Here is a 22,871-nt window from a genome sequence, read left to right on the forward strand (position 1 = left end):
ATAATATAAATACAAATAATCATTTTTTCGGAGGGTTATGATGAAACTGGTGCTTATAACCGGCGGCTCACGCGGAATAGGTGCGGCTTGTGCAAGGATTTTTTCCGAAAACGGATATTTCGTCGCCCTTAATTACAATAAAAGTGAAGCGCAGGCAAATGCACTTTCACAAGAGCTGAAAAACGTCCAATGCTTCAGAGCTGATGTATCGCATGCGAACGAGGTTGAAATGCTTTTTGAAAGTGTAAATTCAGCCTTCGGAAAGTACCCGGATGTACTTATTAACAATGCAGGTGTTTCCCACACCGGACTTTTGACCGATACCGCCCCGGATGACTTTGAAAACATATTTGCAACAAACGTGAAAAGTGTATACCTCTGTTCCAAAGCCGCTGTAACACAAATGATAAAAAAGCACAGCGGAAAAATAATAAATATTTCTTCCATGTGGGGACAAACAGGTGCTTCCTGCGAGGTTTTGTACTCTGCTTCAAAGGCAGCTGTCATCGGTTTTACAAAAGCGCTCGCAAAAGAAGTGGGCCCATGCGGTATAAATGTCAACTGCATCGCACCGGGAGTTATAAAAACCGATATGCTGAATTGCTACACTTCCCGGGAACTTGATTTATTGGTTGATGAAACACCTCTTATGAGGCTGGGCACACCTCAGGACATTGCACGCGCGGCACTTTTTCTTTCCGGAGAAAATTCAGATTTTATAACCGGTCAGATTATCGGCGTCAACGGCGGATTTCATATATAAGGGTGAAAAAATGAACAAACAAGAATTTATTGACAGCTTATCTCAACACGCTTCATTTCTCAGTTCACATGAATTGTCTGACATAAAGGATTATCTGAACGAGCGTCTTGAAGATGAAAGTGTGCCGTGCGACGCGGAGCTGTTTGTAAAGAACATGAAGCTTTCATTTGAATTGTTCAGATATCTGAACGAAACGGAGGCATTGCGTCACAGTGAAATGTTTGCCAAGTCGGTAAACGAAATCATGTCAAACGATGATGATAATAAAACCGATACACCTTCACAAGAACACACCGAAAATTCCCAAACGCAAACCGAATCGTTTCCGCGTGAAGATGAGAATATTCACAAAAATGAAAAACGCGGTGGATTTATCTCTTTCATAAATGGTATGAGCAAGACAAATAGAGTTCTTGTTTCAATATGCTGTATTGCTGTTTTGATATTACTGCTCCCGATTTTCGGAATTGGCGCAGCGGTTTGTGTCGCATTGTATATGATACCGCTTACGCTTATACTGGCAATCTGGCTGCTTATAATGGCAATAGATGCTGCATTTGCACTACTGGGCACTGTTGCCGTCAGCTACGGTATAGCCAATCTTTTTGTAAGTGCTCCCGTTGGTATTATTGAAATTGGTCTCGGAACCGTGCTGTTTTCTTTAATGCTGGCTGTGTGGGCACTCAATTATCAATTTGTATCAACTGTGGTACCCGCAACGGCAAAGTGTGCCGCCTCACTTATTAAAAAAGCTTTTACGTTGATAAAAGAGTTTATTTTCGGAAAAATGGAGGCTGAGTCATGAAAAAGAATGTAAAAAAGCTTCTCGCAGCCTCGCTTGTAATATTTCTGTTGGGTGTTATAATATGCTCGGCTGCATTGATTTATGCGGCGGCAACAGGTGTACGGCTTTTTGGGGAAGACGGCGGTTCGGAAAAGCTTTCTTATCAGCTTTACGTGTCTGAAGCAGAAAAGCTGGGGGTTCTCCCCTTCTCTTCGATTGAAATTTCCGCCGAAATGTGCGATGTTACCATACAAAAAACAGACAAACCAAGTTATATTGAGTTCAAAAATTCGGACAAGCTTAAAACCGCCTGTGTTTTGGAAAACGGTGTTCTGAAAATACACGACAGTGTCCCATTCTATTTTCTTGGATTGACATTTGAAAACGGAAAAGCAGGCTTTACGGGCTTCAGACATGTATTTTCACAAGGTCTTTATTCATCCGACGAAAAGAAAATAACCGTTTATCTGAACAATTTTGATACGATAGGTAAAATCAACATACGTCTCGGTCTCGGAAATGTTAATATCAGCAGTATATCGACGGAAAATATTTCTGTCTCTTCTTCCCTGGGAAATGTGAATATTTCAGAAGCGGATATTTCCGAAAAGCTGACAGTATCCGTCAAGAGCGGAAATGTGAGAATTAAACACACCGACTATGTTTTTGCTGATATTTCCTGTACAACCGGAAATATATATACAGATATCACAGGACGAAAAACAAACTGTGAAACGGCTGTCGGTGATATCACGGCAGTGACGAAAAAGGACATTTCTCTGTATAACATCCGTGCCTCGGTTAGCAAAGGCGATATTGAAGTTAATGACAAAGATCAGATTTCAAAAGAATACAATTCTGTTTGTGAAACATCTGATGAAAACATTTGGCTTAAAGCGCATTACGGCGATATCGACCTTTACAAATATGTTACAAACGAATAATTGAACAAACAATACACACAATAACACTGCGGATATGAAAAATATTTCGCAGTGTTATTTTACAAAAGGACAGGTATTTGATATGCTTGATAAAATTGCTCTTACACTGCTGATTATCGGCGGTATTAACTGGGGCAGCATCGGTATCTTTAATTTTGATATTGTCGCATGGATTTTCGGTGGTCAGACTGCAATAGTCAGCCGTATTATTTACACCGTTGTTGGTCTTTGCGCTCTCTGGTGCATTTCCCTTTTATTCAGAAGCCACGAGCATTCTCTCGAAAGAGAATAATCACGGCAAAAATCAGCCGCAGTGCATAACCTTCAGAGGGTTACACGCTGCGGCTGAAATCATTTTTCACAATATTCGAACATCTGCATCAGATATGTTTTATACTCTTCCGGACATACAATAAAGCTCATTCCATGCTGTGCACCTTGCGCAATATGAAGATACTTTTGAGAGGTGCAGGCCTTATGGTTTTCCAGTGTCATTTCATGCGGAACAAAATCATCTGACTCTCCATGAGCAAACAAAACCGCCAAAGTGTTATTCGCAAGTTCTCGGCGCGTATCGATTTCGTTCATAAAATGCCCGGTCACAAAGCGAAATATCATGTTCATTACAGGAAAAACAAGCCACAGCGGGATTTTGTAATCCTCACTTATAACCTTCTTCATTATATCATGGCAAGATGTATATCCGCAATCTGCAATTATACCTTTAACGGCCGTCGGAAGTTCCAGCGACGATGCCATGAGCGCAGTAGCGCATCCCATTGATACACCGTCAAAGTATATGGGAAGCTTATTTTCGGTACGCCCGGCAAGATACCATGCCCAATCACGTACATCATATCTTTCATTGACCCCGAAGGTTATGGTATTACCTTCGCTTCTTCCGTGAGCTCGTTGGTCGATTATAAGAAGATTGCAATTGTTTTTAAGAAAGTACTCAACCGCCATACTGAAATCAAAAAAGCCACTGCTTCTATAACCGTGTATACACAGTATGGTGCGTTTCGGATCGTGATGAGGAATAAAAGTGCCTCTCAGCTTCAAGCCGTCAAACGAAGTAATTTCCCACTCTTCAGTATGCATTTTCTTTATTTTTTCGATTTCCGTATTTATGCTCTCGCGCCACTCCTCCCACTGGGAAGAGCCGGGCGCTTTCTTGTCCAGAAAAGCTATTCTTACAGGCTTACGCGAAAAGCCCATACTGAACGCAGTACAGCCCGCCACAAACCATATTACTGCAAAAACTGCGATAACTGCCACAATGTATATCATACCTTAACATCTCCCGAAGGTATTATATTCCATTTTTTGTAAAATGTCAATATCGCCTCCTATTTTAAGTTAAAAAGGCAAACCAATTTATAATATTTTAACATAAGGGTTTGCGGAAATGGTATTATACGGTTAGTAGTTTTTTAATATTGAAACAACAACAAATCCCATGGCACATAAAAGAAAACACGCACTCACCGGATAGTGAGTGCGTGTTAAACCATTTATTAAAATCTTTATTTTGTCCAGCCGCTGCTTTCTTTTACGTCTTTCATGGAGCGTGTGATGGGATCAAAATAGTAATACTGAGTGTTTCCGTTTTGAGTGTAGCAAACATATGCACGTGCGGTTATTTTTGCATTCTCATCAGGAATTTGTGTTACAACAGCGGTATATTCAAAACAATTTGCATTACTGCTGAAAATGTTTATACAGTCTACCGGCTTCGCAAGTACTTCGTCTTTTATGTTGTGGGTAAGGTCGGAGGCTGTATATCCTTTTGCGGTAAGACATTCTTCAGGTACTACAAGAGTTCCGAAGGTAACATCCGTAAATCCGTCAGCAAATACAGCGCCCAAGGTCTTGTAGGTTCTGCCGCCTGAAACGGAAATCAGAAAGCTTTCGTTAACATTAACACGTGTTCCGAAACGAAGTCCCAGTGTACCGTCGGTTCGCACCTGAGCGCCCAGCATTTCACCGTCGATCTCAGCAGAAGTCTGTGCTTTGGAAACTGTGATTTTTCCGTTTACTATCTGAGGGAATACACCGCTCAAAGTGGCATCAAATATATTGTTCTTTCCATAAGAAACACTGATGTCATATGTACCGGAAGCTTTTTCGGGAAGCGCAAAGCTCAAAGTGAGAAGAACACCTTCAGATGTAGTTTTGACATTATCCCATATTACCTTGACAGGATTTACGGAAATGTTTTTATTAAAATCACCACTCAGTGCAGTACCTTTTGTTACACCATTCAATGTAAGGCGGCTGTCATACGAAATATTCAGCATCATACCGAATATATCCGCATTCCCGCTAAAAAGTAGGTTCACATCCACAGACTTGGCGTCCGCGTCGACTTCTACACTTTCAATGCTTATTTTGCAGTCAGAAGAAATGGTGACCGAACCGTTTTCAATGACAGGTGTGAACATATCAAAACTGGTATTGAATGCAAAAATATTATCGGGAGACACAGAAATGTCATGTACACCACCGTAGGCAGCAGAAACATCAAAGGTCAGAGTCGCCAATACTCCGTCTTTGCAATCATCTTGCATATCGGTAGGCTCCCATGTCATTGATATCGGGCTTTGAAGTTTCTCAGAGACTCCAAAGCTGAAATCAGCCAACACATCGCCCCTTGTAACCTTGGTAAGCTTTAAATCGCCAAACTCTATATCCGACAGCTGAAGTCCCATAATACCGGGGTTACCCGACATTGTGATATCCACATCCACACTTTTTGAATTAGTGTCAACGATAACGTTTTCAAAAGAAATAACGAAATCCTGAGCATGTACACCAATCAGCAGCATGAACGAAAAAACTAAAGCAAAAAGTAAAAATCGTAATTTTCTATTCATGGTTATTTTCCTTTAACTATTCAACAGTATGTTGCGGAGTTGCATAACGTCTATAAGGTCAGGTCTGCCATTACCGTTAATGTCCGCACCGCTTAAGTTATATTCTTTATCAGGGTTTACGAGAACCTGTCTAAGAAGTCCAAGGTCAATAGCATTTACTGTACCATCGCCGTTTACGTCACCCAGTTCAACCGATTCTTGCTTCTTATCCTTTACGCTGATAACACCGCTGGTAACAGCAACAGGAATACTTACTATGGCACCACTGTCATTGTATCCGACAACACCGTTTTCCATAGTCGTAAGCATGATAGAATAATCGCCCTTATTGGCTTCCGGTTTTACCTTAAATTTCAGTGTGAGCAATATACCCTCAGAATAATCGTTGGATGCACCGTCCCACAAAAGGCCTATTCCGTTTCCGTACTTCTTATGCTGGTTTTTGTGCCACTCGCCCTGGTCAGTGAACGTAAGGTCTGCAAAAGTATCGGCATTATCATTGATTTCCATAAGCTCCAGTCGGCTGTCATAGAACAGTTTAAGGTTCATTGCAGCAATACCGGGGTTGTTTTTGAGGTTGACGTTAACTTCCACATTCTTATCTCTTATACCTTCAACAGAGGAAATCGTAATCTGAGGCATACCACCCTTAGCAACTTCTTTTTCCCACACTGCGTAAAGAGTAACGGAAGCATTTTCATCATACTCATCGCCGGGTGCATATTCTGCCTCGACAGCATCATAAGATGTCGCCCATCCCTTGAAGATATAGTCGTACATTTCGGGGATAGTGTTTGCAAGGACAAGAGGAGTATTCTCAAATTTAGTCTGCTCAACAGGAGCGCCCATACCGCCGTTGGCATCATATGTTACCGTGTACATTGTCTGGCTGTTAAGGAAGCTGTCAAGCTGTTCCTGCGATGTAAAGAATGCTATATAATCAAGATACATCACATCTCCGGACTTTGTGTTTTCCATATTGTTGTAAAAATCAAAACGGAAACCCTTGTATATCTCAGCACCCGGCTTTGTACCGGTAATTTCAGCCGAAACGGTAATCCATTCGTTAGCATCCTCCGGATCAAGATTACATACCTTAAACCAATAATCGCCGTCTACATCGGTGTCAAAATCTGTCAGATTATGCAGGAACAAATCATTAATAAGCTCATTGGTGGGCTTGATTCCGAATGCCATATGTGTATATTTGTCAAGTGGTATGTACATATCGGTGATATACACACTGGGATCATGATGATTTGCTGTTAACTTCATAACGTTCTTGCCGTCAATAGTAACAATTTCATAATCGGCATATCTTTCGATATCTTCGGAACCGAAGTATACGTCGCCCACATAGTGATCTATCATTTCCTGAGAATCAAAGTGGTAAATTATGGGATCTCCGTTGTCATTAGCCAGGAATGCATCTCTCTGCGCTTCATCGGTGAAGAATGCAATGTACTCAAGATACGCAGTATCGCCGGGCTGAGTTTTGTTTGGATCATTGCTTGCGAAGAAATCAAAACGTGTACCGGTGTAGTTCAAAGCAGTCGAAGAAATGTTTTCAAGAGATGCGTTGAGCATGAGCCACTTACCGTCACTCTCTTCATTCCAGTTTCCTATTGTCTGGTATGGTGTGGAAGAGCTTGCAGCTTCAACACCGTCAAACAGATGGAACATCATTGCGCTGTCAGCATCACCCGAGTGGGGTTTCATCTTCGCAAGTACATAGCGATAATCTTCCATTGGAATATTGAACTTATTGAACGTAATACCGCAATCCGCGTTGACCGCAGTCATTTTAAGTGCATCGGTACCGTCATCGGTGGTCGCCAATCCAAAGGACGCGCCAAAACCGCCTGCTACGTATCTGTCGATATTCTCCTGAGTATCAAAGCGGTAAATTACAGGCTCCTTGTATTCAGTTGCAAGGAACTGATCCATTTGTTCTTTATCGGTAAAGAATGCAACATACTCGACGTACATAACGTCACCGTGGTCTGCATTGACATACGGGTCAAATCGGAAACCGGTATAAGAATATGCACCTTCCGGCAATGCTGCCAAATCGTCAGAATATTCATCTCTGTCTATTTTCAAACCAAGCTTGTTATTTAAAACAAGCCATTCTCCCGCATTAGCCTGAGACCAAGTTCCGGCATACTGCCAATAATCGGGAGTTGCCCAGGATTCACCGTCAAACAGGTGGAACATGGAAGATGTTTCTTTCTTTTCCTTCATCGGCTTGACTTTTATCGCTACATGGCTGTACTTGCTGAGAGGAATATCAAAGTGATCGAAATATACATTTGTATCAGCGACCTGTGAGGTAAGCTTCAAAACATTTTGACCATCTATCTCCGCAAGCTCACTTGTTGTATTTCCGGGAATACTTCTTACATGTGTGTTAATTTCTTCCTGCGAATCAAAACGGTATACAATAGGCTCGCTGTAATCAGCTCTCAAAAAGTCATCCATCTGCTTTTCGTCGGTAAAGAACGCAATATAGTCAAGATAGCAGATATCGCCTGCTTCAACCCTTTCATTAGCGTTGTAATAGTCATAACGTATATCGGTAAGATATTCAGGCATCATACAGGTCTCTTCATAAGTCGAAGAACCTGTTGAAGCTTTGGGGTTAATAAGCGCCTTAGTTATGATCCATCTCTTTGCATTCACTGCATTCCAGTATTGCAAGTCCTGCCAATAATGCAAATGGGTGCTAAGACCGCTGCCAGGAATTCTGTTGCTGTCTGCAAAGAATATGGCAAGTGTCTGGTTTTTATCAGCCATAGGCTTGAAACGTGTCACAATATACTTATATTTTGCCATGGGCACATTCAAGTTGCCGATCCATGCAGCAGGATCAATGCCCGTTGCGGTCAACTGTGTAACGGTTTTACCATCTTCAGTGGTGACCAGTTCAAAGATGGTATTCTGACCCTTTAAAATATATGCATCGATATTTTCCTGGGTATTAAAACGGTAAACAATAGGCTCATACTTCACTTCCGACCAAACAGCATAAAGTGTGCCATGTGCCTCGTATGAAACGCCCTGCCCCGGCTCGTATTCAACTGCGCGGTCAGATGCCGAAGCCCATCCCATAAATCTGTATCCATCTCTAACGGGAACGGTAGCGGAAAGCTTTATTGTCTCGCCCACAAAAGCACTCTGAGATTCAGGTGCTCCCTCGCCGCCGTTGGCATCATAAGAAACAGTGTATCTTTCATCGGCAAGTTCACTTGCGAACTGTGCTTCATCAGCAAAGAATGCAATGTAATCAATGTACATCACATCATCAAGCTTAGGATTAATATTGAAGAAATCATAACGCAGACCTGTTATGATATCCTTACCCTCGGTAAGACCAGTCAGTTCTCCACCACGTACCATCCAGGTATCATAGTAATTCGAGAAAAGTGTGCCGCTTAGATTTTTATAAGAACCGTCCACCGCGGGCGAGCCGTCGTACATGTAGAAGATATAAGAACCGGAATTATCATTCTTATTCATTGGCTTAAATCTTACAGCAGCATATTTATAATCCTCAATAGGAACATAGAGTCCTTCAAGCTTCACACCGCAATCCGCCGCCTGAGCGGTAAGCTTAAGATAGGTACCGCCGTCTTCCTCGGCAAGCTCATATTTTTCACTGTTAATCGACTTACCCATTGCCCCGCCGTATGTTACGTAATCGTCAACAGCATCCTGAGTATTGAAGTAGTAGTAAATGGGTTCAACCTTATCAGAAACCGTTATCTCACAGATATCGGAAACTTCCGTACCACCAATAGTTGCGGTTATGTTTGCTTTTCCGGGCGCCACTGCAAGAACAGTTCCGTTATTAACAATAACTGCTTCCTGATTGTCGGACTCCCAGACGATATCGTACGCTCCGTCAAACACAACGGATGCCGAAAGAGCAACACTGTCTCCCGTCACAAGAGAAAGTGCCGGGTAATTAACCGTAACGGAATCGGGGGCTTTTTCCCACACTGCATAAAGTGTGATAAATTTAGAATCTGAATAAACATCACCGATTTTGTAAACGACCTCGCCGTCCCTTTCAGTGGACCAGCCCTTGAAGTCGTAGCCGGCGCGTTTCATAAATGCACCTGCAATAACGGTATTTTCACCGCTGAAAACAGCTGTGCCGGTGGGGATACCGCTATCTGCACCATTTCCGTCATAGGTAACAGTATACATAACGTCACCGACATACTCGTTGTACTGCTGTTCATCAGTAAAGAAGGCAATGTACTCTATGTACATCGTCTGACCCTCGACAAGATTGGAATTGTAGTAATCAAAACGGCATGCAGAGTATACTGATGCATCTTCGTCATCTATATTCAGCTCACCACCCATGATAAACCACTTATCCTGAACATTGTGAATTGTGGGAATACTGTTGTAATAAGCGTCTGTACAGGTGTACTGCGGAAAGTCTTGATTCCTGTCAAACATGTGGAACAAAAGTGAGTGAACCGACTCAGTGGTGGGCATTACCTTAATTGCAAAATACTTATACTCGGGAATATAAATATCAAGGTTCTTGAAATACAAACCGGGATCAAGTGCGGATGCGGTATTACGATTGGAAGTCACTTTCAGGGCATCGGCTCCACCAACCTGTGAAAGTTCATAAACCGAATGCCTGGATCCACCCACATATTTATCAATGCCTTCCTGGGTATTTACGTAATATACCACAGGCTCAAAGTTGTCAACTACTTTCACTTCGCATGCGTTGGAAATTCCGTTTTCATCGGTAACGGTTATAACAGCTTCGCCTGCGGCAACTGCGTTAACAACACCGTCGGTAACCGTAGCAACATCTTCATCAGAAGAATCCCATGTCAGAGACGCTCCTTCTGCCGAAGCCACCGTAAGAGTTTCGCTCTTTCCTGCTTCAAGTCTGAGAACTGTCTTGTTTATATCAAGCTTTTTGCCGTACACAAATTCTTCGCACTGTTCAAGATCGGTGAAGAAAGCTATGTATTCAACATACATAACATCTCCATCATTAGGGCATGCGTTATAAAAATCAAAGCGGCAGCCCGTGTATGAAGACGCGGATGAAGAAATGTTTTTCAGAGGTCTTATGAGAGGAATCCAAGTTTGATTATCTGCAGCTTCCCAACCAAAACTCTGACTATAAGCACTGCTTACACCATACTTATTTTCATTATCAAAAATATGGAGCAATGCCGCCTCATCAACATCATCATCCATAGGCTTTACCATAAGTGCAAAATACTTATAGTCTTCAAGAGGTACGTCAAAATTCAAAAAGTATACGCTGGGATCGGGAAGTATTTCACCGCTTCGCATAGCGGTAAGCTTCAATACATCTTTACCGTCCTGGTAGCCGAGCTCATAATTTGACCACCATCCGGAGGTGACATGATTCTCTATCGCATCAACCGAATCAAAGCGGTAAACGATAGGTTCAGGTGTTGTTTCCTGCATGTCGGAAATATCTTCCGTCGCAAAAATGAACAGTTGAGCATCAAGGCTCAACAGCATTGCTACTGTGAGAAGCAATGCAAGAATTTTCTTCAGTTTCATTTTAAAAACCCTTTCTTTTGTAATTTTTAATTCACTCGGGTATAGGCTCGTCCGTTGTATAACCAGCTCCTTTCGGAAATACGACACAATTTCTTTAAACAAATACATATTCACATAATTGATATTGTATGATACTATACGCATTTGCTTCTTCGCATATTTTAACATATAATTAAATATTTGTCAATACTTTTACACAGATGTTCAGGCATATAACTAACAATTTCTGCACAAGATTTTTTATGCTAATCAAGACCAATAAAAAGTAATTTTTCATTGGTATATTCTGCATATCAATATGTGAGATGAGCCACGCATAAATCTTTAAGCACCCGGTTTGTACAAACCTTTACATTTTTACATGCCTTCCGATTACATAATTGTCATTATGTTTGTATTGACAAATTAAAATTAACGTGATATAATTATATGAATATTTTTATAAAATCGAGGTATTCAAATGTCATTAAAAATTACCAAGATTCCACTAATTCTGAAAAAGATAGCTTTTCTTACAGCAGATGCGCTGTCGGTCGTTATATCTATTTTTCTCAGTATATATGTATATAACGATTTTTCACTCGGCACACTTTCTGCCGCAGACTTTAATAATCTTATTTTAACTGTCCTTTTCTTAATTCCGATAACCATGCTCATGTGTTATTTTTCAAGGCTGTACAACAGCGTATGGACATTTGCGGGAATTTTTGAATTGTTCGGTGCGGTAATTGCATCTGTTTTTTCTACAATCGGATTTGTTGTTTTATCACAGCTCATAATAATGTTAAACAGTGCGCATCATAAAAGCGTTATTTATGTTGCATCATACATTCTGTATTTCTTTTTCTTCACGGTTTTACTTGTTTTTTCAAGGTTTTCATACCGTTTCCTCAGGGTATTTTCCAACAAAAAAGCAAATATGGATTTGAAAGATTCTATAAATGTAATGCTTATCGGTGCAGGTGCCGCAGGACTTTCTATTCTGAGGGATATAAGCAACTCGGGTGAAAACAGTTTTAAAATCTGCTGTATAATTGATGACAATGAAGCAAAATGGGGAAAATACCTTTACGGCAGTAAAATTGTAGGCGGCAGAAACAGTATAAAGGAATATGCAGAAAAATTTAAAATTGATGAAATATTTATCGCCATTCCCTCTGCTTCGCCGGAAGAGATTTCAAAAATTGTAGATATTTGTCACAATACAAAGTGCAAGCTCAAAACTCTTCCCGGAATTCATCAGCTCCTCGACGGAACAGTAAGCGTTCAAAAAATGCGTGAAGTAAGCATAGAGGATCTTCTCGGACGTACACCGGTAAAAGCAAATCTGGAATCCATTATGTCTTATGTCAGCGGCAAGGTAGTTATGGTCACAGGTGGCGGCGGTTCCATAGGAAGCGAGCTTTGCAGACAGATTGCAAATTATTCACCGAAAAAGCTCATTATAGTTGATATTTACGAAAACAATGCTTACGATATACAGCAAGAGCTAATAACAACTTATCCCACGCTTGATTTTGAAGTTCTTATTGCTTCGGTGCGTAACACCGAAAGAATGCGTTCTATTTTCAAAAAGTACCGTCCTCAGATAGTTTATCATGCGGCAGCGCACAAGCATGTTCCGCTTATGGAGCACAGCCCCAACGAAGCTGTTAAAAACAATGTTTTCGGCACTTTACGTACCGTAAGAGCTGCTGACGAGTTTGGCACAGAGCGCTTTGTTCTCATTTCCACCGACAAAGCGGTGAATCCAACTAATGTTATGGGTGCCACCAAGCGTATATGCGAAATGATTATCCAGACCTACAATAACCGTTCCAAAACGGAATTTGTGGCAGTACGTTTCGGAAATGTTTTGGGAAGCAACGGAAGCGTTATCCCTCTTTTCAAAAAGCAGATAGCCCAAGGCGGTCCGGTGAAAGTGACCCATCCGGATATCATACGCTACTTCATGACCATTCCCGAAGCTGTTTCTCTTGTCTTACAGGCGGGCGCTAACGCCAAGGGAGGAGAAATATTCGTTTTGGATATGGGCAAACCCGTAAAAATCCTTGACCTTGCCACAAATCTTATACGTCTTTCGGGCTATACACCCGGCAAGGATATAAAGATAGAATTTACCGGGCTGAGACCGGGCGAAAAGCTTTACGAGGAGCTTCTCATGAACGAGGAAGGTCTGAAAAGCACCGAAAACGAGCTTATACATATCGGGAAACCAATTGAATTTGACGAGAAAATATTTTTGGATAAGCTGGAGATGCTGTACAGTGCCGCATATGATGAAACGGACGACATCAAACCTCTTATACGCAGTATTGTCGATACGTATCATGATCCCGATGAAATAAACAAAAAAGTTGCTGCGAGCGCTGAATAAGGTGATTTTTATGAAAAAAATTGTTTTTGTATTATTGATTCTTTTGTTTGTTACACTTTTATTTTCCTGTAATAATGTTTCCACGGATCAGAATGAACAAATTGCAAGTTCTGACCAAAGCGAACCGGAAGAAACAATGCTTGAATCAAAATTTGCCGATTATCTGGCAACTGTTGTTCCTGCCAAAACAGTAAGTGAAGCGACATATTACATGGAAAAGGCTATAACCGTAAACGGTGTTACAACCTCTGTCATCACCGCCGTAAAAAACGGGAAGCTGCTTACCATCAGCGATACAGCGGGTGTCAAAACCGTTTCAATAGTTGCCCGCGACACTCTTACATCGGTTGACGTAGTAAACAAAACATACACCGTGGCTTCTATCGACTCTGCCACCTATGAGGAACTTACAAAAAATGTTGAGTGTATGAAAAAGTATGCATCGATTGAATTCACCCCTTCTGCATACACTGTCGTGGACAAAGACCAGTATGCGGAAATAGCTGTTTTTGATGAAGTGCCTCATATATACATTTTCAATGATGAATTTGTTCCGAAGTATATTGTTTATGCACAGGCTGACGGCGCATTGGTCACTGAGGAATTCATCACATTCAAAGCGGAGTTTGATGACAACATTTTTGTACTTCCTTCTGATTATACTCAGCTGTAAATCAAGTATACGTAAATAATTATTTATTTAAAAGCCCCAAGGTTTTCTTTGGGGCTCTTATTACGATACGATGGGTAGTAAACTTATTTTTGGGGTAACATATGAACAACAAATATTATGCCTGGAGAAATATACCCGAACGAGATGAGTATGCATCGGACAATGCAATACTCATGATAAATGCTTCCGGATACGCCCAATACGAAACCACCTTCAGCATGGAGCGAACCCGCACCGATTACTATATAATGTATCTGACCGAGGGTGAATTCTGTGTTGAATTCAATGGTGAAATGATAAGCGCAGGTGCAGGAGATCTGGTTTTTTTCCGACCTGATGAAAAGCAAAAATACTATAAAACGAACACAGAACGCTTCAAATATTACTGGATTCATTTTACAGGTTATGCCGCGGATGATATGCTTAAAATATGCCAATTTGAAAAGAGCGGAGTTTACCGCATAGGTTTGAGCGACAATATCATTCAACACTTCAAAAAGCACTTTTCAGAGTTTTATGCCAAGCCGATCGAGGGCACATACATGGAAATTTCAGCCGCAGCAAACGTCATGGAGCTTTTTTCTCTCATGAGAAAAACGCTGGAAAACAACTCTGTAAAGCCAGGGAGCGCAGAACAAAAAATATATTCGTCCGCGCGGTATATAAATGAGAATTACACCTCTCCCCTTTGCGTTGAAGAACTGGCACGCCGCGAGGGGCTTTGCAGTGGTTATTACAGCAAAATGTTTACAAGATACTTCGGAGTTTCTCCCCAGAATTACATAATACGCATACGGATTCAGAATGCTTGCATGATGCTGCAGCAAAGTGACATGAGCATAACCGAGATTGCGCAATCAGTCGGATACGAGGATTCATTGTATTTCAGCCGTATTTTCCGAAAAAATCTCGGAATGTCTCCCATGAACTACCGTATGCTGTACAGGAGGAACAGCAATGAATAAACTAGCCGCTTTAAGCGCTTTTCTTGTTCTCATGGAGTGTTTGTTCTGGGGGCTTGGAAATGTACTGATCAACGTAACTCTGCAAACCATGCCTACCATTTTATGCTTGGGTATTCGCTCCGCGATAGCCACCTTTTTGTTTTTCTGTGTTTTCAGGACACGTATCAAACAAACCGTCAAAAAATCACACATTCTGCCCTGTATTGCAATCGGAGCGGTTTCCACCGCGTCATTTCTGACAGCGATGCTGGCGCTTAAATATTCCACTGCGACAACGGCGGGATTTCTTATTTCTCTTTCGGTAGTGTTCACACCGTTTTTCGCATTTTTTATACTGCGTACCAAAATCGATGTTATAATACTTATCCCCATAGCCGTAATAATAATCGGACTGTACTATCTGTGTGGCGGAAATATCGATTTCACTTTCGGCTTTGGTGAAACGATCGGTGTTATATGCTCTGCATTTTACGGATTGCTTCTCACTCTTTCAAAAAAATATCTTGAAGGTATAGATACCACCGTAGTTTCTGTTTTCCAAACGGGTTTTGCCGCAGTTTCATGTCTTATTCTCGGCTTTCTGCTTGAGGACTACACACTGTTGATGAACCTGCCTGTTTTTAACTGGCTGTCTGTTATTTTCCTTGCTGTATTTGCAAGCTTTGCGGCATTTCTGTTTCAGAATTTTGCACTGAAAAACCTTTCGTCCGTGTATGTTTCCATGCTTTTTTGCACTGAAAGCGTATTCAGTGCGTTATTCGCTTTTATCATAATCGGAGAAAGGCTGACTATTGCCGAAGCAATAGGTGCATTTACGGTATTGCTGGGTATAATCACAGCCTCAGTAATGAGCGAAAGAAAAAAGGAATTTAAGCAATAATCTTGTATATTTAAGTTGTATATTCAAGACGGTAAAAAGTCTTGACAAAACCTGTTATTTATGGTATAATTTTGGCGTATATTCAAATATAACGATATTACTTTTCAGGAAGGTGCAAAAATGGCTAAAGACGAAAAAAGACTCGTCGAAGATATAACTCCCATGGAGGAAGATTTTGCTTCGTGGTATACAGACGTAGTTAAGAAAACAGATTTAATAGATTATTCCAGTGTTAAGGGTTGTATGATTATTCGCCCTTACGGTTATGCGATTTGGGAAAACATTCAGAAGACTCTTGACGGTATGTTCAAGGCAACAGGACATCAGAATGTTATGATGCCTATGTTTATACCGGAATCTCTTCTCAACAAGGAAAAGGATCATGTTGCGGGCTTTGCTCCCGAGGTTGCATGGGTCACTCATGGCGGCAGCGAGAAGCTTGCCGAGCGTCTGTGCGTGCGTCCCACCTCAGAAACCTTATTCTGTGAGCACTACGCAAATATAATCCGCTCATACCGTGATCTTCCCAAGCTCTACAACCAGTGGTGTTCGGTTGTACGCTGGGAAAAAACCACACGTCCCTTCTTACGAAGCCGCGAATTTTTATGGCAGGAAGGTCATACTATGCATGCCACTGCCGAAGAAGCAATGGAAGAGACACTTCGTATGCTTAACGTTTACGCAGAATTCTGCGAAAAATATCTTGCAATACCTGTTGTAAAGGGCAGAAAGACCGATAAAGAAAAATTTGCCGGCGCGGAAGCCACCTTTACCATAGAAGCACTTATGCATGACGGTAAGGCACTTCAGGCCGGTACGAGCCACAATTTTGGCGACGGATTTGCAAAGGCATTCGATATTACTTATCTGGATAAAGATAACAAACTCAAATACTGCCACCAGACTTCATGGGGAGTTTCTACACGTATGATTGGCGGTATAATAATGACTCACGGTGATAACAGCGGTCTTGTTCTCCCACCTGCCATCGCTCCCACTCAGGTAATGGTAATACCCATAGCTCAACACAAAGAAGGCGTTATCGACAAAGCAACCGAAATATACGAAAGACTGAAAAAGATTGTAATATGCGATATAGATATAACCGATCAAAGTCCCGGCTGGAAATTCGCCGAGTACGAAATGCGCGGTGTTCCGCTTCGTCTTGAAATCGGTCCACGTGATATTGAAAATAACGCTTGTGTTTTGGCACGCCGTGACAACGGTGAAAAATCTACCGTAAGTCTGGATGAACTGGAAACCATAATTCCTCAGATGCTTGAAAATATTACCAAATCCATGTACGAAAAAGCACTTGCACGCCGTGAAAAGATGACTTATGATGCCCAAACCATGGATGAGCTTAAAGAAGTTGCCGCAACAAAGCCCGGATTTATACGCGCTATGTGGTGCGGTGATGAAGCATGCGAGCTTAAGCTTAAGGAAGATTGTGACGTTTCTTCCAGATGCATGCCGCTTGACCAACAGGGTCACGAAGGTAAGTGCGTTTGTTGCGGTAAACCTGCTACAAAGCTTGTTTATTGGGGCAAAGCTTATTAATAGCCATTAATTCGATTTGTGAGGTGAAGCTGTTGTCTAAAACTGTTTTTTGCGTTGAAGACGATACGAATATACTTGAAATGACCACATATGCCCTCAAAACAAGCGGTTTTGATGCCTTCGGCTTCTCCGATGCATGTTCCTTTAAAAAACAGCTTGAGAAGTCTGTACCGAACCTTATACTCATGGATATAATGCTTCCGGACGGTAATGGGCTTAAGCTGTTGGAGGAGCTTAAAAACGGACAAGCTCCTCTTTGCGATATTCCAATCATTATGCTCACAGCAAAAACAAGTGAACTGGATAAGGTTAAGGGGTTGGACTTGGGTGCTGATGACTACATAACAAAGCCCTTTGGGATTTTAGAGTTGATTTCACGCGTAAAAGCCGTCCTTCGCCGTGTCTCCACATCTGCTGAAGTCTCCAGGAATGTTACCCCCAATACAATCTGTGCAGGCGGTATTGAGCTTAATTTACTTGGACGAACCGTCACTTACAACGGTCAGGATATCCCGTTAACTTTTAAAGAATTTGAACTGCTGCACTATTTACTTCGCAACCGCGGTAAAGCACTCACACGTGAAGAGATTATGAACGATGTATGGAGCTTTGACTATGAAGGCGAGAGCCGAACCGTCGACATGCACATTAAATCTCTCCGTCAAAAGTTGGATGAAGGCGGTTCAACCATTCTCACCGTTCGCGGTGTTGGGTATAAAATACAATGAAGAAGAGTTTATTTTTCGGTTTTATTTTGTGCGGAATCTTATGCGGAATATCAGGCATTTTGTTTTTGTGCCATTTTATACCGAGTGTGCCCTTTACAGGTGCATTCGGTGTTTTTTGCGCCTGTATTCTTATATCCGCAGTATGTGCTGTGTTTTTTTCAAAATTTGCTACTGAGAATATCAAAAAAACAGTTAATTATTTTTCTCAAGACAACTACGAAAATGCAACAGATTTCAACTGTGACGAAGAATTTAAACCTTTTTTCAACTTACTTTCAAAGCAGAACAAGCTTATAAATGAACATATTTTTAAGCTTAAAACGGAACGCAATACAATAAAGGCAATAACCGATAATATGCGTGAAGGTTTTATACTGTTCAATTCTTCGCTCGAAATTCTGACTTTCAACAAAAGCGCGGTTGTTTTCCTCAATTCTCAGAATGTAGTTTTTGATACTGATCGCCTTATTACTTTAAATGACAACAGCCCTCTTTATAAATCCGCAAAGCAAGCTTTGGATGGCACCTGCGATTATTTCACTACCGAGGTTGCCTCAAAGGTGTTTCAGATTTACGCTAATCCGGTGATCGATGAAAACAAAAAAGTTTTTGGTGTTGTTGTGTTATGTGTTGATATAACTCAAAATAGCAATATTGAAAATGCAAAACGCGATTTCACCGTCAACGTTTCGCACGAATTGAAAACTCCCCTCACCTCCATTTCCGGTTATGCCGAAATGCTTGCCAACGGAATGGTGGAAAACCGAGAGGATATTATTAAGTTTTCCGGTATCATCTACAAAGAAACAGCGCGTCTGATAAAGCTCACATCTGACATTGTGCGCCTCTCTGAAATTGAAAGTAACTTACTACCCGACAACGATGAGAAAATCGAATTGTACTCATTGTTCGAAAGTACTATGGAAACTCTCACACTTACCGCAGACAAATACAAGGTTTCTCTTATTAATATGCTTTTCTCTCCGCTTTACATAACCGCAAACCGAAGCCTTATAGAAGAGCTTGTTTTTAATCTGTGCGAGAATGCCATCAAGTACAACAAGCCGGGTGGAAGTGTTACACTTTCAGCTGTAAAAAGCGCGGATTTTGTGGAAATAACGGTGTCCGATACCGGAATAGGGATACCCGAGGATCAACTTGAAAATATCTTTAACAGATTCTGGCGTGTTGATAAAAGCCGTTCCAAAAGCACCGGCGGAACCGGATTGGGGCTTTCTATCGTTAAACAGATAGCTGAATACTATTCGGGAACTGTGGATGCCAAGAGCCAATTAGGAAAGGGCACTGCCATAACCGTTAAATTATACCCTGATATTGAGCACTGATATATTAAAAAAATCCCAAAACCGATAATAATCGGTTTTGGGATTCTATTTTGTAAATTCACTGCTCCCCAGACTAACCTCACCTGAAGAAAGTGTGATATACTCTTCTCCACATTGCACTATAAGATTTCCATATTGGTTTATATCATGCGCAATACCGAAGTATTGCATATCGTTCAGTGTAAAACTAATTTGCTTGCCTAAAAGAAACATTTTGGAACGATATTTTTCCAAAACGGAATCACGGGAGTACGTGTCCAAAATATCAAAAATCTTTACTATAACAGCAGCTGCAAGGTCATTAATATCACCGTTGATACATTTCACATGACCTGCAATATTTTTTAAATCAACAGGAAACTCTTTTTCTCCGACATTTATGCCGATACCTGCGATGTAGTGTCTTACCCTTGACTCTTTCTGATTAAAAACAGCCTCGCAGAGTATACCGCATACTTTCCTTTCGGAGACAAAAATATCGTTTACCCATTTGATGCCTGTTTTGGCGTTGCAGACGTCATCAATTGCCTCAGATACCGCCACGGATACATAAACAGTCAATAGCTGTATATCATCGCTTTTAAGGCCATCCGCGTTAAAAACAACTGTCATATAAAGACCGCCGTCAGGCGAATAGAACTGTTTACCTTGTCTGCCGCGTCCTGCGGTCTGATTCTCAGCTATTATCACGCTTCTGTCTGCTATACCATGAAAACATTTTTTTTTAGCATATGTGTTTGTAGAATCGACAGTGGTGAGTACGGTGACTTCACCGCACTCACCTATTTTATTCTTTATTTTTTTTGAATCAAATTTGATAAAATCAGCCCCAAAACTATTTAACCTTAAATTCAACGACATTTCCGCGCCCTGCAACACCAACAAGTGCACCATTTTCATATCGGAAGCCGTCTGGAATTTCGACCACATTGTTCTGATACATAGGCACAACAATTTCGCCGTCCTGCCAGGTGTAGATGTAGCCTGTATTATCTTCAGAAATAACCATTGCTGTATGACCGTCAATAGCCGAACCGATTACGTCATCGCTGTTTCGCTTTTTCAAAAGCCAGTTATCCGGTGACACAAAAACAGGTATTCCGTACTGTTTTTTATTGCAAAGCTGAAGAAGCTTTGCAAGTCCCGCCATGTCGTCATCGCTGAGACCTATCCCGTCATGGAATTTATTTATATAATAAAGCGAAGGAGTTGAATAAATAACTGCGCTGATATATGTAGCAGGAACCCAATCCGTAAGCATTATAGCCCCGTCTGAATCAACCAGCATATCAGGACACGCCATAGTCGATACGCGTGCACGAAGCTCACGTTCTTCATACACCTTCTGAATGTCGTGGAGACGGTTCATATGGCAATATTTCTGTATTCTGGGATCACAAGTACTTCCGTTGAGCAACACATCAGGTTTAACCTTTTTAGCTTCACGGTTGAATATTTCATAAAATCGAAAAACTTCTCTTGCGCCAATACCGTTATCAGGATTCAGATAAGGAGTTTGCTTTTGCTGCGGATTGCTTATTTGCATAAGGAAATCAAGTTTAAGACCATCACAATCCAATTCACCTTCTCCGTTACCAAAAAGCTGGTGTGCCACATCAGAAAGGTAATCTGAAATGTTGTCAGCGGTAAAATCAATATGGAATACTGTTTCTTCTTCGATTATCGGCGAAATATAGCGATCCTTTGTAATTACACCGTGCTTTTGCGAAAGGGTCTCGAATCCGTTTGCTGTATTATCGACATAGGGTGCCTGCCACAGCATCACCTTATGACCGTGCGCATGACATTTATCAATAAACTTTCTGAGATTTGGGAATCGTACTGAATTTGGAATGCCCTCCGAACTATATTTATGCTGCCAAAAAGCATCTATAATTATGGTAAATTCACTGAACCCGAGTTTGTTTTCAGCTCGTTCCAGCCACATTTCCATCCATTCTTCCGTAAATGCATCGCAACCCCAATCAGTGTCATCATACCAGTTATATTGGAGCTCCATCATCTGATCGCCGTAAGTAACGATAAAAGGATTCTTCCACCACTTGGGGAACGATGTGACATCCGAGTCATCGACGGATATAATTCCCTTTTCGATAAGCTTATTACGATAAAGTGTTATACTTTCCCATTCTTCATCGTGAAACGCCAGCATAAGACGGGGAGCTTTATATGTCTCACCTTTTTTTGTAACTATGTGACCGTTTGGTATTTCAGCAAGAATACCAAGATCCGACGTAAGATTATATTTTACGGAATTAGGAACGTCTAAAAGCCCAAAGCAAACGTATCCATTTCGGTTACCAACAGAAAAATGAAGCGGTGGCGGAGAAAAATATCCGTCATTAAGTGAAGCATCAGGAAAATTGCGGTAAAAGCCGCGGTTTACACCATTCATATTGCGTGGTTGGGGATTGAAATAGTTGATACAATCCACCATGTAAATTCCCTTTTTGCCGCGCCTGAAGTATTCACACTGTATAACGGCAATATCCGCAGTATTTTTTGCCTCAAAAGAAACCTCGATATCTGTATCATTGAGCAAAAAACTAAGTTTAAATTCCGAAATCTCTTCGGAAATATTTTTTGATATAAAGCTTACAGTATCATCCTCGGCAAAAACTTCGGGAGAAATCATGTAATACTCTTTATTATTATAATTCAGCACTGCACTGGTCGGAAAAGTAAAATAACGTCCGCCGTTTGAATTGTACAATGCTACTATATCATTATCGTATTCAAATATATATTTGCTCTTAACAATTCTCATGTTATCCTCCAGCATTATCCCCGCTTGCACACAGCTTTTGTCACAGGTATGTAGACAAGTGCTGTAACAGCAGAATTAATACATTGTTTGAGTAAATTAAAGGGTATTATTGCAGGTAAAAGCATTGATTTAACCATATCAACGGGTGTTCCCATAAAATAAGGTGTGATTATAAGGTTAGCCGGGATCATCACTGCAGTTGTTATAATTACACCAGCAACCAAAGAATAAGTCATTGAAAACAAATTTTTCTTCGATAAATGGTATATTATACCGGACGTCAAAACAAAAGCGCCGGTAGAAATGATATGCATAAGAATGCCATATAGACCCGAAGAACTGCTGACGGTAATCCCTTGTATAATTGAAACAACAATCGTTATAATCAGGCCGGAAGCAGGACCATAAAGAAATGTTACAATATATATAGGAATATCAGCCGGGTCATATTCAAGAAAAGCGGCAGTAGGAATAAGTGGGAAATGCAGCAGCATAACCAGCACTACACTTAATGCAGTCAAAACACCTAAAACAGTTATATTTTTAGTATTGATTTTTTTCATAATATCTTCCTTTCAAGCGGAAGAAGCAAAAAAAGCACCCTCTTCGG

General features: G+C 41.1%; 17 protein-coding genes. 11 read left to right on the plus strand and 6 right to left on the minus strand.

What is annotated here, in order from left to right; translation table 11 throughout:
- The first annotated feature begins 37 nt into the window (after nucleotides 1-37).
- From E7588_07460 to E7588_07475, 4 genes are all read left to right on the plus strand, one after another.
- Complete coding sequence (locus E7588_07460; GenBank protein MBE6689098.1) at nucleotides 38-763, plus strand: SDR family oxidoreductase; 726 nt, start codon at nucleotides 38-40, stop codon at nucleotides 761-763.
- Between the two features lie 10 nt (nucleotides 764-773).
- A complete protein-coding gene (locus E7588_07465; protein ID MBE6689099.1) occupies nucleotides 774-1,568 on the plus strand; it encodes a hypothetical protein in 795 nt (264 codons plus the stop codon).
- Nucleotides 1,565-2,491 carry a DUF4097 domain-containing protein gene (locus E7588_07470; GenBank protein ID MBE6689100.1) on the plus strand — a complete coding sequence of 309 codons (927 nt, stop codon included), beginning with the start codon at nucleotides 1,565-1,567 and terminating at the stop codon, nucleotides 2,489-2,491. Before E7588_07465 ends, E7588_07470 begins: the two co-directional genes overlap by 4 nt.
- Nucleotides 2,492-2,573: 82 nt before the next feature.
- Entirely contained in the window at nucleotides 2,574-2,783 is a 210-nt protein-coding gene (locus tag E7588_07475) for a DUF378 domain-containing protein (GenBank protein ID MBE6689101.1), read from the plus strand.
- 59 nt (nucleotides 2,784-2,842) lie between these two features.
- Here the strand turns inward: E7588_07475 and E7588_07480 are convergent, their stop codons facing one another.
- The 3 genes from E7588_07480 to E7588_07490 all read right to left on the minus strand — a co-directional run bounded on the left by E7588_07480 (nucleotide 2,843) and on the right by E7588_07490 (nucleotide 10,944).
- On the minus strand, nucleotides 2,843-3,781 hold the full coding sequence (locus E7588_07480) for an alpha/beta hydrolase (GenBank protein MBE6689102.1): 939 nt from the start codon (nucleotides 3,779-3,781) through the stop codon (nucleotides 2,843-2,845).
- A gap of 236 nt (nucleotides 3,782-4,017) precedes the next feature.
- Nucleotides 4,018-5,367, minus strand: coding sequence for a hypothetical protein (locus tag E7588_07485; protein MBE6689103.1), 1,350 nt, complete (start codon nucleotides 5,365-5,367; stop codon nucleotides 4,018-4,020).
- Between the two features lie 12 nt (nucleotides 5,368-5,379).
- Nucleotides 5,380-10,944 (minus strand): hypothetical protein, encoded by a 5,565-nt coding sequence (locus E7588_07490; protein ID MBE6689104.1) that lies wholly within the window; start codon nucleotides 10,942-10,944, stop codon nucleotides 5,380-5,382.
- 460 nt (nucleotides 10,945-11,404) lie between these two features.
- Here E7588_07490 and E7588_07495 point away from each other — a divergent pair, with 460 nt between their 5' ends.
- The 7 genes from E7588_07495 (at nucleotide 11,405) to E7588_07525 (ending at nucleotide 19,473) form a co-directional block, all read left to right on the plus strand.
- Nucleotides 11,405-13,321 carry a polysaccharide biosynthesis protein gene (locus tag E7588_07495; GenBank protein MBE6689105.1) on the plus strand — a complete coding sequence of 639 codons (1,917 nt, stop codon included), beginning with the start codon at nucleotides 11,405-11,407 and terminating at the stop codon, nucleotides 13,319-13,321.
- A 10-nt stretch (nucleotides 13,322-13,331) separates the two neighbouring features.
- Nucleotides 13,332-13,994: a hypothetical protein gene (locus E7588_07500; GenBank protein MBE6689106.1), complete on the plus strand. Its 663-nt coding sequence runs from the start codon at nucleotides 13,332-13,334 to the stop codon at nucleotides 13,992-13,994.
- Between the two features lie 101 nt (nucleotides 13,995-14,095).
- On the plus strand, nucleotides 14,096-14,959 hold the full coding sequence (locus E7588_07505) for a helix-turn-helix domain-containing protein (protein ID MBE6689107.1): 864 nt from the start codon (nucleotides 14,096-14,098) through the stop codon (nucleotides 14,957-14,959).
- The gene (locus tag E7588_07510) at nucleotides 14,952-15,839 is read left to right on the plus strand and encodes a DMT family transporter (GenBank protein ID MBE6689108.1); all 888 of its coding nucleotides are present in this window, start codon (nucleotides 14,952-14,954) and stop codon (nucleotides 15,837-15,839) included. Before E7588_07505 ends, E7588_07510 begins: the two co-directional genes overlap by 8 nt.
- A 120-nt stretch (nucleotides 15,840-15,959) precedes the next feature.
- Entirely contained in the window at nucleotides 15,960-17,399 is a 1,440-nt protein-coding gene (locus E7588_07515) for a proline--tRNA ligase (protein MBE6689109.1), read from the plus strand.
- 32 nt (nucleotides 17,400-17,431) lie between these two features.
- A complete protein-coding gene (locus E7588_07520; GenBank protein MBE6689110.1) occupies nucleotides 17,432-18,127 on the plus strand; it encodes a response regulator transcription factor in 696 nt (231 codons plus the stop codon).
- Nucleotides 18,124-19,473, plus strand: a complete 1,350-nt coding sequence (locus E7588_07525) for a hypothetical protein (GenBank protein ID MBE6689111.1) — start codon at nucleotides 18,124-18,126, stop codon at nucleotides 19,471-19,473. Before E7588_07520 ends, E7588_07525 begins: the two co-directional genes overlap by 4 nt.
- A gap of 45 nt (nucleotides 19,474-19,518) precedes the next feature.
- Here the strand turns inward: E7588_07525 and E7588_07530 are convergent, their stop codons facing one another.
- The 3 genes from E7588_07530 to E7588_07540 are packed head-to-tail and all read right to left on the minus strand — an operon-like array spanning nucleotide 19,519 to nucleotide 22,824.
- Nucleotides 19,519-20,427 (minus strand): biotin--[acetyl-CoA-carboxylase] ligase, encoded by a 909-nt coding sequence (locus E7588_07530; GenBank protein ID MBE6689112.1) that lies wholly within the window; start codon nucleotides 20,425-20,427, stop codon nucleotides 19,519-19,521.
- Nucleotides 20,309-22,276 carry a hypothetical protein gene (locus E7588_07535; GenBank protein ID MBE6689113.1) on the minus strand — a complete coding sequence of 656 codons (1,968 nt, stop codon included), beginning with the start codon at nucleotides 22,274-22,276 and terminating at the stop codon, nucleotides 20,309-20,311. The genes E7588_07530 and E7588_07535 overlap by 119 nt, the downstream gene beginning before the upstream one ends.
- Nucleotides 22,276-22,824, minus strand: coding sequence for an ECF transporter S component (locus E7588_07540; GenBank protein MBE6689114.1), 549 nt, complete (start codon nucleotides 22,822-22,824; stop codon nucleotides 22,276-22,278). Before E7588_07540 ends, E7588_07535 begins: the two co-directional genes overlap by 1 nt.
- Nucleotides 22,825-22,871 lie beyond the last annotated feature (47 nt).

The sequence above is a fragment of the Oscillospiraceae bacterium genome, from assembly GCA_015065085.1.
In the GTDB taxonomy this organism is placed as follows: domain Bacteria; phylum Bacillota; class Clostridia; order Oscillospirales; family SIG627; genus SIG627.

What these genes read in the sequence shown, in the direction of transcription:
- E7588_07460 (MBE6689098.1), top strand. Translation starts at nt 38, where the DNA reads ATGATGAAACTGGTGCTTATAACCGGCGGCTCACGCGGAATAGGTGCG.
- E7588_07465 (MBE6689099.1), top strand. Translation starts at nt 774, where the DNA reads ATGAACAAACAAGAATTTATTGACAGCTTATCTCAACACGCTTCATTT.
- E7588_07470 (MBE6689100.1), top strand. Translation starts at nt 1,565, where the DNA reads ATGAAAAAGAATGTAAAAAAGCTTCTCGCAGCCTCGCTTGTAATATTT.
- E7588_07475 (MBE6689101.1), top strand. Translation starts at nt 2,574, where the DNA reads ATGCTTGATAAAATTGCTCTTACACTGCTGATTATCGGCGGTATTAAC.
- E7588_07480 (MBE6689102.1), bottom strand. Translation starts at nt 3,781, where the DNA reads ATGATATACATTGTGGCAGTTATCGCAGTTTTTGCAGTAATATGGTTT.
- E7588_07485 (MBE6689103.1), bottom strand. Translation starts at nt 5,367, where the DNA reads ATGAATAGAAAATTACGATTTTTACTTTTTGCTTTAGTTTTTTCGTTC.
- E7588_07490 (MBE6689104.1), bottom strand. Translation starts at nt 10,944, where the DNA reads ATGAAACTGAAGAAAATTCTTGCATTGCTTCTCACAGTAGCAATGCTG.
- E7588_07495 (MBE6689105.1), top strand. Translation starts at nt 11,405, where the DNA reads ATGTCATTAAAAATTACCAAGATTCCACTAATTCTGAAAAAGATAGCT.
- E7588_07500 (MBE6689106.1), top strand. Translation starts at nt 13,332, where the DNA reads ATGAAAAAAATTGTTTTTGTATTATTGATTCTTTTGTTTGTTACACTT.
- E7588_07505 (MBE6689107.1), top strand. Translation starts at nt 14,096, where the DNA reads ATGAACAACAAATATTATGCCTGGAGAAATATACCCGAACGAGATGAG.
- E7588_07510 (MBE6689108.1), top strand. Translation starts at nt 14,952, where the DNA reads ATGAATAAACTAGCCGCTTTAAGCGCTTTTCTTGTTCTCATGGAGTGT.
- E7588_07515 (MBE6689109.1), top strand. Translation starts at nt 15,960, where the DNA reads ATGGCTAAAGACGAAAAAAGACTCGTCGAAGATATAACTCCCATGGAG.
- E7588_07525 (MBE6689111.1), top strand. Translation starts at nt 18,124, where the DNA reads ATGAAGAAGAGTTTATTTTTCGGTTTTATTTTGTGCGGAATCTTATGC.
- E7588_07535 (MBE6689113.1), bottom strand. Translation starts at nt 22,276, where the DNA reads ATGCTGGAGGATAACATGAGAATTGTTAAGAGCAAATATATATTTGAA.
- E7588_07540 (MBE6689114.1), bottom strand. Translation starts at nt 22,824, where the DNA reads ATGAAAAAAATCAATACTAAAAATATAACTGTTTTAGGTGTTTTGACT.